Here is a 14,955-nt window from a genome sequence, read left to right on the forward strand (position 1 = left end):
TCAAATGGCGAATAAACTTGTAATTACCCTCACCAAGAGCGTAATTGGCCGCCCTGAGGACCAACGCGAAACAGTTAAAGCACTAGGTTTACGTAAACTTAACCAAACAGTTGAGCATCAAGATAACGCTGCTATTCGCGGTATGATTAATAAAGTTACTCATCTTGTAACAGTTAAAGAGCAATAATTCAATGTACTATTCATAAGGAGGTGCCAAAATGAAACTTCATGAATTAAAACCTGCAGAAGGTTCTCGTAAAGAACGCAAACGTTTGGGACGGGGTATTGGATCTGGCCAAGGTAAAACTGCCGGTAAAGGTCATAAAGGTCAAAACGCCCGATCTGGCGGTGGTGTACGCCCAGGTTTTGAAGGTGGTCAAACCCCTTTATTCCGCCGTCTGCCAAAACGCGGTTTTACAAATATCAACCGTAAAGAATTTGCGATCGTGAACCTTGAAGTTCTAAATCGCTTTGAAGACGGTACAGAAGTTACTCCAGAACTTCTGATTGAAACAGGCGTTGTTAAGAATGAAAAAGCAGGAATCAAAATTCTTGCTAAAGGGAACGTAGAGAAAAAGTTGACTGTAAAAGCTCACAAATTCTCCTCTGCTGCTAAGGAAGCGATCGAAGCTGCTGGTGGAACTGCTGAGGTGATCTAATGTTCCAAACATTCTCCAATTTTATGCGCGTGGGTGAAATACGACGTAAGATCATATTCACCCTTTTAATGTTAATTGTATTCCGCATAGGGACATTTATCCCCGTGCCGAATATCAATGCAGATATTCTTGCCAGTCAAGATAAAGTAAGCGTATTTGGAATTTTAAATACCTTTGGCGGTGGAGCATTACGTAAATTCTCCATTTTTGCTATGGGAATTATGCCGTACATTACTGCGTCGATCATTATTCAGCTTTTGCAAATGGATGTTGTGCCAAAGTTGACAGAATGGTCGAAGCAGGGTGAAGCCGGCCGCCGTAAAACGGCGCAACTGACTCGTTATATGACAGTCATCCTTGGGTTTATTGAAGCATTGGGCATGTCGTATGGCTTTAATAACCTTGCCGGTGGACAATTGATCCTAAATCCTGGAATTGGTACCTATCTATTAATTGCTGTTGTGTTAACAGCTGGTACCTCTTTCTTAATGTGGCTAGGGGAGCAAATTACGGAAAAAGGTGTGGGAAATGGAATATCCATTATCATCTTTGCCGGAATTGTCGCCAATATCCCTACAATAGTCAATCAATATTTTGCACAGCAATTTACGAATGTAGGAAATGCCTTATTTATTCGGATTGTAACGGTCATCATTATTGCACTTGTTATTGTTGCTATATTTGTTGGTGTTATTTTTATCCAACAAGCAACCCGGAAAATTCCGATTCAATATGCAAAACGGATGGCAGTAGGCCGTAATCCAGTCGGCGGTCAATCTACTCATATGCCGTTAAAGGTAAATGCAGCAGGTGTTATTCCAGTCATCTTTGCTATTTCATTTATTGTAACGCCAAGGACCATTGCCTCGTTTTTCCCGCAAAGCACTGTTACCGTTTGGATTAACAATATCTTTGATTATACAAAGCCTGTTGGAATGATTATATATGCCGCATTGATTATTGCCTTTACGTATTTTTATGCTTTTATCCAAGTGAACCCTGAACAAGCGGCGGAAAACTTGCAAAAGCAAAGCGGCTATATCCCAGGGATCCGCCCGGGAAAAAGCACGCAGGAATATTTAACACGTGTATTATACCGTTTAACATTTGTCGGTTCGATTTTCCTTGCGGTAATTGCCATTCTTCCAGTGTTTTTCATAAACATTGCCAACTTGCCGCAAACCGCTCAAATCGGAGGCACAAGCTTGCTGATTGTTGTCGGCGTTGCACTTGATACGTATAAGCAGCTTGAGGCGCAATTAGTTAAACGTCATTATAAAGGATTTATTAAATAGAAGGTTTTTGAACGGGCCCCTTTAAACAGGGCTCCTAAAAAACCAATCATAGCACGAGGGGGAATACGTGTGAATTTAGTACTTATGGGGCTGCCAGGTGCCGGCAAAGGCACTCAGGCTGAAAAAATCGTTGAACAATACGGTATCCCTCATATCTCAACTGGAGATATGTTCCGTGCAGCAATGAAGGAAGGTACAGAATTGGGTCTGAAAGCTAAATCCTTCATGGATAAAGGAGAGCTTGTTCCTGATGAAGTAACGATTGGGATTGTCCGTGAACGATTAGCAAAAGACGACTGCCAAAATGGTTTTTTACTTGATGGCTTTCCACGAACCGTACTTCAAGCAGAAGCGTTAGAAGCGTTACTATCCGAATTAAATAAGAAAATTGATTTCGTGATAAATATTAGCGTCGACAAAAGTATATTAATGGAGCGTTTGACAGGTCGCCGAATTTGCAAAGAGTGCGGTGCAACCTATCACCTTGTGTTCAATCCGCCGGCAAAAGAAGGCATTTGTGACCGTTGCGGCGGCGAGCTATATCAGCGTGCGGATGATCATGCTGAGACAGTCAAAAACCGCCTGGACGTTAATATTAAACAGCAAGAACCATTATTAACTTTCTATGAAACTAAAGGCTATTTACGTACAATTAATGGCCAACAGGATATTAACAAAGTATTTGCTGATATTCAGGACTTACTTAGGGGCTTAGCCTAATGCTCTGCAAAGCGTCCCTAAACTTGAGCATACGACTCTCGAATATCTCCCATTAGATTCAAAAGTATGTGAAGAAACATGCTTTTCGAATGTTCTCAAGTATGCAGAACCGAGAGTTGGGCAAGACTTACATGGGGATGCGGAAAAATTCCTCAGTATGTAGAAATTACTTGCGGACAAAAGTTTAGCAATATGGTAAAATTGAACGGTTGCTAAATGTTGCACGAAGGCATGTCTTAAAAGTTTTCAAGCGCTATTTTTGAAAAAGAAGGGAGACGAGACCTGTGGCCAAGGATGATGTGATTGAAATTGAAGGTAAAGTGATTGAAACTTTGCCAAATGCAATGTTTAAGGTAGAGTTGGAAAATGGTCATACTGTGTTGGCTCATGTTTCCGGGAAAATTAGAATGCATTTTATCCGCATTCTTCCGGGCGATAAGGTAACTGTTGAGCTTTCCCCATATGACTTAACACGCGGAAGAATCACATACCGCTTTAAATAATCTGCTTGCACTCCGGACTATTAAGGAGGTTAGGATAATGAAAGTTAGACCATCTGTAAAACCGATCTGCGAAAAATGCAAAGTCATCCGCAGACGCGGAAAAGTAATGGTGATCTGTGAAAACCCTAAACATAAACAAAAACAAGGTTAATATTGAAGGAGGTGCTCGTTAAATGGCACGTATTGCTGGAGTTGACATTCCACGTGAAAAACGTGTAGTGATCTCTTTAACTTACATTTATGGTATTGGCAAAAAAACAGCTCAAAATATTTTGGCAGAAGCAGGCGTATCTGAGGATACTCGTGTACGCGACTTGACTGAGGCTGAATTAGATAAAATCCGTGACATCGTTGACAAGTTAAAAGTTGAAGGTGACCTTCGCCGTGAAGTTTCACTAAACATTAAACGTTTAATGGAAATTGGCTGCTACCGTGGTCTGCGTCATCGTCGCGGTTTACCGGTTCGTGGTCAAAACACGAAAAACAATGCACGTACCCGTAAAGGTCCTCGTAAGACTGTTGCGAATAAGAAGAAGTAATCGGCAAAGGAGGTAAAGTAAATGGCACGTAAAACGAATACTCGTAAACGTCGGGTTAAAAAGAATATCGAATCAGGTGTTGCACATATCCGTTCAACATTTAACAATACAATTGTAACCATTACTGATATCCATGGTAATGCAATTTCATGGTCAAGTGCAGGTGCGCTTGGATTTAAAGGATCTCGTAAATCCACTCCATTTGCAGCACAAATGGCTGCTGAAACTGCTGCAAAAGCTTCAATGGAACATGGTATGAAAACTTTAGAAGTAACGGTTAAAGGACCTGGTGCAGGTCGTGAGGCTGCAATCCGTGCGCTTCAAGCTGCAGGTCTTGAAGTTACTGCCATTAAAGACGTTACACCTGTTCCACATAACGGCTGCCGTCCGCCAAAACGTCGTCGTGTTTAATTTTTCTGTATAGAACTTGTATCGTATGTCTATAATGGGATATGATATGAAAATTTTTACTGTTTATACAGAAGATTAATTCCAGTTGTTGTGCACAAACGGGAAAGTATACATGGGAGAATTTCGGTTAACTCATTTAATCGAGGTTCGACGTTTTGAAGGAGGGTTATTTGATGATCGAAATAGAAAAACCAAAAATCGAAACGATTGAGATCAGCGATGATGCCAAGTACGGAAAATTCGTCGTAGAGCCACTTGAGCGTGGATATGGTACCACTTTGGGTAACTCCTTACGTCGTATCCTATTATCTTCACTCCCAGGTGCCGCTGTTACTTCGATTCAAATCGACGGGGTACTTCATGAGTTCTCAACAATTGAAGGCGTAGTGGAGGACGTTACATCCATCATTTTGAACATTAAAAAAATCGCTCTTAAAATCTACTCCGATGAAGAAAAAACATTGGAAATAGATGTACAGGGTGAAGGTCCGGTTACTGCAGGCAATATTACTCATGACAGTGATGTTGAGATTTTAAATCCTGATCTTCATATCGCAACATTAGGTTCTAATGGTCATCTTCGCATGCGGTTAACGGCGAAACGCGGCCGTGGTTACACACCGGCAGAACAGAATAAACGCGAGGATCAGCCTATTGGTGTGATTCCGATTGATTCCATCTATACACCTGTTGCCCGTGTTTCCTATCAAGTAGAAAATACGCGTGTCGGTCAATTATCAAACTATGATAAATTGACACTGGATGTTTGGACAGATGGAAGTACTGGACCTAAAGAAGCAATCGCGCTAGGTTCTAAAATTTTAACAGAGCATTTGAATATTTTCGTAGGGTTAACCGATGAAGCACAAAATGCTGAAATTATGATTGAAAAAGAAGAAGATCAAAAAGAAAAGGTTCTCGAAATGACAATAGAGGAACTTGATCTTTCTGTTCGTTCTTATAACTGCTTGAAACGCGCCGGCATCAACACTGTTCAGGAGCTAGCCAATAAGGCTGAAGAAGATATGATGAAGGTACGTAATTTGGGCCGCAAATCACTTGAAGAAGTGAAGGCGAAACTAGAAGAGCTTGGATTGGGCTTGCGTAAGGACGACTAAATTAACGCAAATACAATTCTTTTTATAAATTCAAAAAAGGAGGGAACCCTTCATGGCATACAGAAAGTTAGGACGTACAAGCGCACAGCGTAAAGCAATGCTGCGTGACTTAACAACAGATTTAATCATCAACGAACGCATTGAAACTACAGAAACGCGTGCAAAAGAACTTCGTTCCACTGTTGAAAAAATGATTACTCTTGGCAAACGCGGTGATTTACATGCCCGCCGTCAAGCTGCAGCATACATTCGTAATGAAGTAGCTAATGCTGAAAATGGCCAAGATGCTTTGCAAAAACTTTTCTCTGATATCGCTCCACGCTACCAAGAGCGTCAAGGCGGCTATACTCGCATTATGAAGCTTGGCCAACGTCGTGGTGACGGTGCACCAATGGTCATCATTGAATTAGTTTAATACGTTTGAACAGACAACAAGGGCGCGGACAGTTTACAATCAAACTTGTTCTTTGCCCTTTTTCTGTAAGGGATATTCATATTTTTAGAACCAAGCCAAACGAGCGTTATGATGAGCATAACTCCAATCAGTTGGAGAAACATTTGAAGTTGCACTTGTAAGTTTTATGTAACTTTTTCTTATGTTGTATTATGTCTCGTCTAGCTCACGCACCTCTCCCATTTCTATTGAACAAATATGTTTTATTGCAGTTGATTCGCGCTTGCTGCCTGGGATGAGGTGCAGGCTTTTTTTGTATATAAAGCATTATCTTATTTAATTAGCAAAGAAGAGTTTAGCTGAGGGGAGAACCGCAATGAAGAAGAACCCAATAGTGTCACTTGACCACGTATCTTTTCAATATGAAGGGCACGAGCAATACGCTTTAAATAATGTCACTTTCGATATATATGAAGGAGAATGGCTTGCGATTGTCGGCCACAATGGTTCAGGTAAGTCAACAATGGCCAAGCTGTTAAATGGGCTTCAATTCCCACAGCAAGGAGAAATTACCGTTTGCGGGATTCCATTAAATGAAACGTCTATTTGGGATATTCGTAGAAGAATTGGCATGGTATTTCAAAACCCTGATAATCAGTTCGTTGGAACAACGGTTGAGGATGATGTGGCTTTTGGTTTAGAAAATTACGGTGTTCCAAGAGAAGAAATGGTGCAAAGGGTACAAGATTCTCTACATAAGGTCAAAATGGATCAACTTCTGCATCAAGAGCCGCATCATTTGTCTGGAGGACAGAAGCAACGGGTTGCTATTGCAGGCGTGATGGCGTTAAGACCTTCTATTATTATTTTGGATGAAGCCACTTCCATGCTTGATCCCCGTGGTCGGGCAGAAGTATTGGATTCTATCAGAACCTTAAAATCGGAAAAATCACTTACGGTTATCTCCATAACACATGATTTAGAAGAGGCTGCCAAAGCGGACCGTATAATTGTAATGAATAAGGGAAAAGTCTTTCAGGAAGGAACTCCTGATGTGATTTTTGCGATGGATGAACAGCTGATTCAGTTAGGCCTGGATATTCCATTCTCAGTTAAAATGGCCAAGGCATTGGGAAAACAGGGAATTAAATTATCCAAGTATTATTTATCAGAAGAAGAGTTGGTGACAGAGCTATGGACATATCGCTCTCACATGTAGAATACCGCTATCAGGCCAAAACACCATTTGAACGGATTGCGATTCAAGACGTCTCCATCGATATTCCATCAGGTACTTATATGGCACTGATTGGTCATACCGGTTCAGGAAAATCGACAGTTTTACAGCATCTAAACGCGCTTTTACAGCCTACTAAAGGAATTGTTAAAATTGGCGACAGAGAAATTAAGTCCCGACAGAAAAATAAAAGTTTGAAGCCGGTTCGGCAAAAGGTTGGGATTGTGTTTCAGTTCCCTGAACATCAATTGTTTGAGGAGACTGTTGAAAAGGATATTATTTTTGGACCAATGAATTTTGGTGTATCTGAAGAAGAAGCTAGAAAGCGGGCTCGCTTGGCATTAAAACATGTTGGCCTAGGAGAAGAAATTTTAACGAAATCACCGTTTGATTTATCAGGAGGACAAATGCGGCGTGTGGCCATCGCCGGCGTACTGGCAATGGAACCTGAAGTCATTGTGTTAGATGAACCTACTGCTGGTTTAGATCCCCGGGGGCGTAAAGAGATTATGGACATGTTTTATTCGCTCCATAAAGAAAGAGGGCTATCTACCATATTGGTTACTCATAGCATGGAAGATGCAGCTAGGTATGCCGATCAAATTGTCATTATGCAGCAAGGTATGGTTATTAAAAAGGGTACTCCCGAGGAAATTTTTTCTGATCCGATTGATTTAATGAAAATGGGATTGGATGTACCAGAAGTGGTTCGTTTTCAATTAATGCTAGAGGAAAAAATAGGAACCCATCTGGGTCAAATATATCTATCTATTGAGGAATTATCGATGGCAGTAGCCTCTCTTGTTTCAGGAGGTGTCCGATCATGATGGAAAACATGCTTTTTGGCCGCTATGTACCTGCAGAATCTTTGCTTCATAGGATGGACCCTCGTTCTAAACTGCTGATCATTTTCTTTTTTGTTTGTATTATTTTCATTGCTAATAATGGAATTACTTACGCATTTATCGCGATTTATACGTTCATAATGCTTACAATGTCACGGATTCCGGCCCGTTTTCTTTATAAAGGATTGAAGCCGGTGATTTGGCTTGTCATTTTTACGTTTTTATTACAGTTGTTTTTTACCCAGCAGGGAACCCTTTTATACCGATTAGGACCGGTTAAAATTTATGAAGAGGGTCTTAAACAGGGCCTGTTTATTTCTTTGCGCTTTCTTTTTTTAATTTTGATGACATCACTGCTAACGTTAACGACAACACCAATTGAGATTACAGATGGTCTTGAGTCGCTGTTAAACCCATTAAAAAAGGTTCGTTTCCCGGTTCATGAAATGGCGCTGATGATGTCGATTGCTTTACGATTTATTCCTACGCTGATGGAAGAAACCGATAAAATCATGAAGGCGCAAATGGCAAGAGGTGTCGAATTTTCCAGCGGTCCGCTGAAAGAACGGATTAAAGCAGTGGTTCCTCTCCTAATTCCTTTGTTTGTCAGTGCTTTTAAACGGGCAGAAGAATTGGCTGTTGCAATGGAAGCTAGAGGCTACCGCGGCGGCGAGGGAAGAACCAAGTACCGTCAGCTAAGCTGGAAAACAGCCGATTCGCTTCAGTTGTTGGTGCTCATAGCGTTAACGGTTTTGTTGATGCTGTTTCGGTCATAAATCGCTGGTCGGTTAATTTTTTCTAAATGAGGGGAGATCATGCAAAGATATAAAGGTATCATCGCCTATGATGGTACAGGCTTTTCCGGCTACCAGATCCAGCCGAATAAGCGGACTGTTCAGTCAGAATTGGAAGCTGCCCTGTCTAAAATGCATAAAGGTATGGAAGTGAAAGTGTCCGCATCCGGCAGAACAGATGCTGGAGTTCATGCAAAGGGGCAAGTGATCCATTTTGATTCGCCATTGCAAATCCCTGAGGAGAGATGGGCTGTTGCTTTGAACTCCTTGCTGCCGGAGGATATTTCGATTCTTTCTATAGAAAAAGTTAATGCCATGTTCCATGCCCGGTATGATGCCGTGGGAAAGGAATACCGCTATCGTCTGTACTTATCAGGTAAGAAGGACCCATTTCAGCGACATTTTGCTTACCAGTATCCGTATCCTTTAAATATTGAGGCAATGAAACAAGCCAGCCGCTTTCTTATAGGTGAACCACATGATTTCACCAGCTTTTGCTCAGCAAAAACCGAAGTTGAGGACAAAATTCGCATGATTCATATGATCGAGTTTTTAACAGAAGAAGAGTTTCTCACTATTCGCTTTGTTGGCAATGGCTTCTTATATAATATGGTTAGGATTTTAGTCGGGACATTATTGGAGGTTGGCTCAGGGGAGCGGTCTCCTAAAGAGATTCCGATGATTCTAGAAAAAAAAGACCGTTCCGCGGCGGGAAGGACGGCCCCGGCACATGGATTATATCTTTGGGAAGTGTTTTATTAAGCTGAAGGCTGCCTGTTGGCCCTGAATGAAGGAAAAAGCGAGGTCTTCGAGTTCCAATCAGGTGTATTGGCCCTTGAATGAAGGAAAAAGTGAGGCCTTTGAGTTCCAATCAGATGCATCGCCTCCTGGAAGGAGCAAGGTTACCAATATTGCTGTTATGATTACTAGAGTCTGGGTTTTCATAAACAACCCAACCTGGCGTAACATTTTCTTGACAATTGGTATCCATGACATTATTATATTATATGTGTGTGTTTTAAAACCACGATAAGCCCCGGAAAGTCTTCATCGTGTTTGAAAATATATAACAGTAAATTTAAGGCACGCTCGGCATTGTTGTTCATTCCCGGAACAGAATCGAACAATTATTGCTTATGAAAGTGCGGAACTCATTTTGAATTTATTAGGAGGGAAACTCATGCGTACAACGTTTATGGCAAATGCCAACAATATCGAGCGTAAATGGTACGTAGTTGATGCTGAGGGCAAAACTCTTGGACGTCTTGCTTCTGAAGTAGCATCCATCTTACGCGGTAAGCATAAACCAACTTATACTCCACATGTGGACACTGGTGATCATGTCATCATCCTAAATGCATCTAAGATTGAATTAACTGGTAAAAAATTAACAGACAAAATCTACTATCGCCACAGCCAACACCCAGGCGGATTGAAAAAGAGAACGGCTCTTGAAATGCGTACGAACTACGCTGAGAGAATGCTTGAACTTGCTATAAAAGGCATGCTTCCAAAGAATTCTCTAGGTCGTCAAATGTTCAAAAAATTACACGTATATGCTGGCGCAGAGCATCCGCACCAAGCACAACAACCTGAAGTTTACGAACTTCGCGGTTAATGATAGGGAGGAATTAACTTGGCACAAGTTCAATACATTGGTACTGGCCGCCGTAAGAGCTCTGTCGCACGTGTGCGCTTAGTTCCAGGCACAGGCAAAATTGTAGTTAATGGTCGCGATATTGAAGATTATATCCCATTTGAAGCTTTACGTGTTGTTGTAAGACAACCATTAGTAGCTACTGAAACAGTTGGCAACTATGATGTTCTTGTAAATGTAAACGGTGGAGGTTATACTGGTCAAGCAGGTGCAATTCGCCACGGTATCGCTCGTGCATTGCTGCAAGTAGACCCAGAGTACCGTCCAACATTAAAACGCGCAGGCTTATTGACTCGTGACGCCCGTATGAAAGAACGTAAGAAATACGGACTTAAAGGCGCACGTCGCGCACCACAATTCTCAAAACGTTAAAAAATTATTATTTATAAATTCTGCCCATTTGAAAATTTTTTCGAATGGGTTTTTACTGTTTTGGAAGTTATTCGATTAAATATAGTTGTGGGCAACTTAAAGGTCACTCATTATTAGCAGTTCGTGGAAGTGGTGTAACTGTGTATCATATCATTTTATTTTTTCGTTATTTTTGTATTGCATTAATTTAATTTCACGATTAAAAATACATAAAATGTTCAATTTTGTTGTTTTGTGCAAAGAAAAAGTCCTTTATAATGGATAGGTCAGGTGGTAATCCGTCCAAATCCAATAATAAAGGACAAAACTGATGGACAAGATTACACAAAAACTTCATTTGGACAATGGTTTTCACCAATAAATCTTAGAATTTTTGAGGAACAGGTGAAAACAATGAAATTAGATTACTATACAAAAAAATTAACGACGGAATCGTTCTTAAAATTACTTCTTTTTGCGCAACTCCAAGAAGTAGAAAGCCTTCATGCGCTGGGGGATTGTCTTTTCGATGACCAGCTTCAACATGCAATTGATCTCGATTTTATCAGTATTTCTCAGCTATCACGCCGCTTAAATGGGTTCCAAAGACTTTTCTTGATTTAGTGTCCCAAATTCATGCCAAAACGCATTACTGCAAACTTGTAATGCCTTTAAAGGTAATTGATTCAAGCACATTGCCACTCAATTTGACGAATCATGAATGGGCAGAATTCCGCAAAACAAAGGCTGGGGTGAAGTTGCATCTGCGGCTTGTGTTTATAGAAAAAGGAATATCTTACCCAGAAAAAGCCGTTATGACAACTGCCAAAGAACATGACCGTAACCAGCTTGATTGTTTGACCGTGGTTACTTAGATTATGAACGATTTGATCGTATGACCGATGGATACTTTTTTCTTTCAAGGCTGAGGAAAAACGCCGTCATTCGACAAGTTTACAACTTTAAACTACCCGAGAATTCTCCTGTTTTATCGGATCAAATGGTGTTAATTGGTACGACGCAAAACGATGCTGAAAATGATTTCCGTTTAATAAAAGTCTTGGACACAAAAGGAAATGAACTCCATTTAATTACAAATCGTTTTGATTTGGAAGCAATCGAAATATCAGAAATGTATAAATCACGCTGGGTCATTGAATTGTTTTTCAAGTGGATCAAGCAACATCTCAACATCAAAAAGTTCTACGGTCATAGCGAATGGGTTATTCAAAATCAAGTGTTTATTGCACTCATTGTTTTTTTGCCTATATGTACTTGCGCAAATTGAAGCGAGAAGCAAGCGAAAAATTCTACAAATTAGTCGATATTTAAGGGCTTCGTTGTGGAAACCTGCTCATATTTGGCTTCGTAAGATTGAAGGAAAAACGATTCCTTGATACGCAAATTGTCGTTGTCGCACAGGTCAAAAAGGTCTAATTATAAATAAATTTCCAAATGGGCAGAACCACCTTTAATTAGGCATTTAGCTTTTTGGCTCTAAAAAGCAAAAAATATTAGACTGAATATTTCGACTATATTTATGGAACACTAGTGTTATTTTTTAATAATGAATTGAATCTATTATGAAAAGGAACTGTGGAAATTTAGTTATTGGAAATTATAGGAATTAGCATGCGTTTAATGAGTAATTCAAGATGGGGTGGACAGGTTCTATGGACCAATGAATATTGTTTCACCTAATTTATAGGTATGGGCTTAATATAAGAACGACAAGAATAATTCCATTATATTTAGGCGTTGATCTTGTCGTTCAAATGATCTGTATTTTTTTAGCAATTCAAGCGAGCGTCAAAGAATGGTTTTGACGAATTTCCAATTAATGGTATATAAATACTTTTTATTGTTTCATATGATTCAATTCGTGAATACATTCTTGAACAAGAGTTGCTCCTTGGCTCATGGTTGCGCCGCCGCCAAAAGCTGCTGTTACTCCAACAGCTTCAAGTATTTCTTGTTGTGTGCAGCCTTGGTCAAGACAGCCTTTTGTGTGATAGATGATGCAATACTCATCTTGAGCATGTAAACTAATACCTAAAGCAATGAGTTGTTTTTCTTTTTGTGATAGAGCTCCTTCTTTAAAACATTCTTCTGTAAATGAATGAAACTTTCGAACAAACTCAGGCATCATTTCTGAAAACATCCCCATTTGAGTTTTATATTTAAGAAGTGTAGCTTCAATTGAGGTTGTCGATTGATACTCCATGTATTCCTCACTCCTTTATTAAATGATCTAATACAGTTGTTAGTATGAGTCAAATGTAAATGGTTTAAACTTCATTTTCTTTCCATATAGCTGCACCTTTTCCACAAGGACATACATATTTTTAGAAATTTTAGGCAGAATTTTAATTGTATTTTACTACTCAACTGTGAATAAAGAATGTGAGCTTGTTAATATTTCCATAGTTCTTTTAAGTGTTGTATTTCTTAATAATAATGTTCTTTCTTCAGAAGTTTCTGGTGAAATAGCGTCCTATATTTAATTTAGGCGACATAGTTTCTGCAGTTATTTTTGACAATATTACATCTTTGTCTATTTTTGAGATTATTAAAGATCATAGCGTATTTATCGACTAATACTATTAACAGTGGATAATAAATAAATGCTGCTTAAGTATTCTAAAGATAAAAAAGTAAACACAAATTTCTACCAGTATGAATAAAACAGGATTCTAATACAGAAGATAATAGTGAATCTTTACTGATTATGGAAGGAGTGTTTTTATGGTTAACGTACGCGAAGGATTAATCCCAGCAGTATTAGGAACAGCTGTAACAACCACAGGTGTTGCATTGCGGAACAATAGAAACATGAAACCGTTAATCACTGGTTCGATTATCGGCTTCGGTTTAGCTCATGTTGTATTAGGAGCAATCGATTTAGTCGAGCATCGACACTAAAGATTCATTTGGGAAGGGTTACTCCCGTCCTTAAACATTTAATTATTTTAGTCCACATATTAGAAGAATAAAGGAGGTTTTTTAATGATGGCGATCATACAACGAATTGCTTTAGTGCTAACAATAATTGGAGCTATTAATTGGGGGCTAATTGGCTTTTTTAAATTCGATCTAGTTGGCGCAATATTTGGTGGACAAAGCGCCTTTTTGGCGAGGGTTGTTTTTGGTCTAGTCGGCATTAGTGGACTGGCTTGTATAACACTTTTGTTTACACCATTAAGAGAACCTCGGCTAGACGTTGAACGGCCAAGAAATCATCATTATGCAACTGAATTTGGTGAGGAAAATGATTTATCAAAATTAAAGGATGAGTGAACATTCCCTCATTTAAAACGTATTTATCTTCAAAGAATATAAGGAGCCATGCATTCAGTGCATGGCTTTAATCTTATTTTAAGTGCATCTGCTTTTGTCACGATAGGTGCTGGATCTGCACTTTAATAATAATTCAACACAAGACAATTCTCCAGCTTTTCACACCGGTAAAGAGTATCTTGGAGTATAAACAAAGTATACTCAACACTCCATTGAGTAGCATTGATAATTTTTGCACGTATGAAGATTAATTGCATATATTTTCATGAGCATAATTTTCAACATGAAAGAGGTGCTTCAAATTATAGAATTTAAAGCTTCCAAACTGCATACTGAGTATTTATCCCATACCAACGAATGGTCGCCTATTATTGGTCGAAAGTATACACTGACACATTCTGATACAACCGGGGATTTATTTTTAACTATAGGGAATCACTATAATCTTGCTGCCATCAACTTAAAAATTCGTGATGAGGTTGTAGCGGAATGGATTAGGAATGGTAAGCAGTTTATTTTTATTGGTAAGGTTTATATAAGTGGAGGGGAATTCGATGAGTATTCATCTAAACAACGTTTCCTAATTTTCCAAAATGAGTTAAAACTAGCATTAACCGCTATATTCTATGGCGACCGGATATTTTTTAGGTACCATCCAGAGTTGCTGAGTTCCTCCGTCTACATTCTTTTCAAATCCATTTATCCACAATTTAATCAAATACTTTATTACGGTACGCCCCAACAATATTTAAACTCTATTCCATTTCAGGATATTCATTAAGGATTTGCAAAAACCAGCTTTAACTGTAACCTACTGGGGTTAGACATCATCTGCCATCAACGAACGAGAGTTAATATTAAATGGTTGCTTTTAAAATAATGTGTTTTTTATTCCGTAATAAAGGATTCTCCTAGTAAACATCCTATAAATTGAAAAAAGTGCGATGTATATACAAAATATTTATTTAAGGAGTCAGAGGACTGGGGAGAAGACAGGGACAATACGTTACCAAATATAGGGTAAGTAGGAAGGGGATTTTTCAAAGACTCTCAGCATTGTCGGCTGGGAGTTTTTATTTAAAGTAAAGAAAGTCACTAGTGTTGCATTAATTTAATTTAACTATTAAAAATACCA

Annotated in this window: 20 protein-coding genes and 1 pseudogene; 20 read left to right on the forward strand and 1 reads right to left on the reverse strand. The window is 39.2% G+C overall.

Translation table 11 applies throughout. The annotated features are described in order from the left end of the window. Window positions 1-4 precede the first annotated feature (4 nt). From rpmD to BFU02S_RS03150, 17 genes and pseudogenes are all read left to right on the forward strand, one after another. Window positions 5-187: a 50S ribosomal protein L30 gene (gene rpmD / locus BFU02S_RS03070; RefSeq protein ID WP_066366393.1), complete on the forward strand. Its 183-nt coding sequence runs from the start codon at window positions 5-7 to the stop codon at window positions 185-187. 31 nt (window positions 188-218) lie between these two features. Next, window positions 219-659 carry a 50S ribosomal protein L15 gene (rplO, locus tag BFU02S_RS03075; RefSeq protein ID WP_066366395.1) on the forward strand — a complete coding sequence of 147 codons (441 nt, stop codon included), beginning with the start codon at window positions 219-221 and terminating at the stop codon, window positions 657-659. Further along, window positions 659-1,954, forward strand: coding sequence for a preprotein translocase subunit SecY (gene secY, locus BFU02S_RS03080; RefSeq protein WP_066366398.1), 1,296 nt, complete (start codon window positions 659-661; stop codon window positions 1,952-1,954). Before rplO ends, secY begins: the two co-directional genes overlap by 1 nt. A 69-nt stretch (window positions 1,955-2,023) precedes the next feature. After that, complete coding sequence (locus BFU02S_RS03085) at window positions 2,024-2,674, forward strand: adenylate kinase (protein WP_066366401.1); 651 nt, start codon at window positions 2,024-2,026, stop codon at window positions 2,672-2,674. Between the two features lie 284 nt (window positions 2,675-2,958). After that, window positions 2,959-3,177, forward strand: coding sequence for a translation initiation factor IF-1 (gene infA / locus BFU02S_RS03090; RefSeq protein ID WP_007085268.1), 219 nt, complete (start codon window positions 2,959-2,961; stop codon window positions 3,175-3,177). A gap of 37 nt (window positions 3,178-3,214) precedes the next feature. Further along, window positions 3,215-3,328: a 50S ribosomal protein L36 gene (gene rpmJ, locus BFU02S_RS03095; RefSeq protein WP_000868344.1), complete on the forward strand. Its 114-nt coding sequence runs from the start codon at window positions 3,215-3,217 to the stop codon at window positions 3,326-3,328. A gap of 22 nt (window positions 3,329-3,350) precedes the next feature. After that, complete coding sequence (gene rpsM / locus BFU02S_RS03100) at window positions 3,351-3,716, forward strand: 30S ribosomal protein S13 (RefSeq protein WP_066366404.1); 366 nt, start codon at window positions 3,351-3,353, stop codon at window positions 3,714-3,716. Between the two features lie 21 nt (window positions 3,717-3,737). Next, window positions 3,738-4,127, forward strand: coding sequence for a 30S ribosomal protein S11 (rpsK, locus tag BFU02S_RS03105; protein WP_066366405.1), 390 nt, complete (start codon window positions 3,738-3,740; stop codon window positions 4,125-4,127). A 173-nt stretch (window positions 4,128-4,300) separates the two neighbouring features. Further along, complete coding sequence (locus BFU02S_RS03110) at window positions 4,301-5,245, forward strand: DNA-directed RNA polymerase subunit alpha (RefSeq protein WP_066366412.1); 945 nt, start codon at window positions 4,301-4,303, stop codon at window positions 5,243-5,245. Window positions 5,246-5,297: 52 nt separating this feature from the next. Next, complete coding sequence (gene rplQ / locus BFU02S_RS03115) at window positions 5,298-5,660, forward strand: 50S ribosomal protein L17 (RefSeq protein ID WP_066366416.1); 363 nt, start codon at window positions 5,298-5,300, stop codon at window positions 5,658-5,660. A gap of 355 nt (window positions 5,661-6,015) precedes the next feature. Continuing rightward, entirely contained in the window at window positions 6,016-6,858 is an 843-nt protein-coding gene (locus tag BFU02S_RS03120) for an energy-coupling factor ABC transporter ATP-binding protein (RefSeq protein WP_066366418.1), read from the forward strand. Next, entirely contained in the window at window positions 6,834-7,703 is an 870-nt protein-coding gene (locus tag BFU02S_RS03125) for an energy-coupling factor ABC transporter ATP-binding protein (RefSeq protein WP_066366420.1), read from the forward strand. The genes BFU02S_RS03120 and BFU02S_RS03125 overlap by 25 nt, the downstream gene beginning before the upstream one ends. Then, window positions 7,700-8,497: an energy-coupling factor transporter transmembrane component T family protein gene (locus BFU02S_RS03130; RefSeq protein WP_066366421.1), complete on the forward strand. Its 798-nt coding sequence runs from the start codon at window positions 7,700-7,702 to the stop codon at window positions 8,495-8,497. Before BFU02S_RS03125 ends, BFU02S_RS03130 begins: the two co-directional genes overlap by 4 nt. 39 nt (window positions 8,498-8,536) lie before the next feature. After that, on the forward strand, window positions 8,537-9,277 hold the full coding sequence (gene truA / locus BFU02S_RS03135) for a tRNA pseudouridine(38-40) synthase TruA (RefSeq protein ID WP_066366423.1): 741 nt from the start codon (window positions 8,537-8,539) through the stop codon (window positions 9,275-9,277). Window positions 9,278-9,695: 418 nt separating this feature from the next. After that, window positions 9,696-10,133, forward strand: coding sequence for a 50S ribosomal protein L13 (gene rplM / locus BFU02S_RS03140; RefSeq protein ID WP_066366430.1), 438 nt, complete (start codon window positions 9,696-9,698; stop codon window positions 10,131-10,133). A gap of 18 nt (window positions 10,134-10,151) precedes the next feature. Continuing rightward, complete coding sequence (gene rpsI / locus BFU02S_RS03145; RefSeq protein ID WP_066366431.1) at window positions 10,152-10,544, forward strand: 30S ribosomal protein S9; 393 nt, start codon at window positions 10,152-10,154, stop codon at window positions 10,542-10,544. Between the two features lie 310 nt (window positions 10,545-10,854). After that, window positions 10,855-11,920 (forward strand): annotated as a pseudogene (locus BFU02S_RS03150) (IS4 family transposase). Between the two features lie 461 nt (window positions 11,921-12,381). Here BFU02S_RS03150 and BFU02S_RS03155 read toward each other — a convergent pair. Next, the gene (locus BFU02S_RS03155; protein ID WP_066366433.1) at window positions 12,382-12,747 is read right to left on the reverse strand and encodes a carboxymuconolactone decarboxylase family protein; all 366 of its coding nucleotides are present in this window, start codon (window positions 12,745-12,747) and stop codon (window positions 12,382-12,384) included. A gap of 521 nt (window positions 12,748-13,268) precedes the next feature. Between BFU02S_RS03155 and BFU02S_RS03160 the strand changes: the two genes are divergently transcribed. The 3 genes from BFU02S_RS03160 to BFU02S_RS03170 all read left to right on the forward strand — a co-directional run bounded on the left by BFU02S_RS03160 (window position 13,269) and on the right by BFU02S_RS03170 (window position 14,601). After that, on the forward strand, window positions 13,269-13,445 hold the full coding sequence (locus BFU02S_RS03160) for an asparagine synthase (RefSeq protein WP_066366435.1): 177 nt from the start codon (window positions 13,269-13,271) through the stop codon (window positions 13,443-13,445). An 87-nt stretch (window positions 13,446-13,532) separates the two neighbouring features. After that, window positions 13,533-13,820, forward strand: coding sequence for a DUF378 domain-containing protein (locus BFU02S_RS03165; protein WP_066366437.1), 288 nt, complete (start codon window positions 13,533-13,535; stop codon window positions 13,818-13,820). A gap of 283 nt (window positions 13,821-14,103) precedes the next feature. Then, window positions 14,104-14,601 (forward strand): staygreen family protein, encoded by a 498-nt coding sequence (locus BFU02S_RS03170; RefSeq protein WP_066366436.1) that lies wholly within the window; start codon window positions 14,104-14,106, stop codon window positions 14,599-14,601. Window positions 14,602-14,955 lie beyond the last annotated feature (354 nt).

The sequence above is a fragment of the Neobacillus fumarioli NBRC 102428 genome, from assembly GCF_001591485.1.
Taxonomy (GTDB): Bacteria; Bacillota; Bacilli; order Bacillales; family Cytobacillaceae; genus Neobacillus; species Neobacillus fumarioli.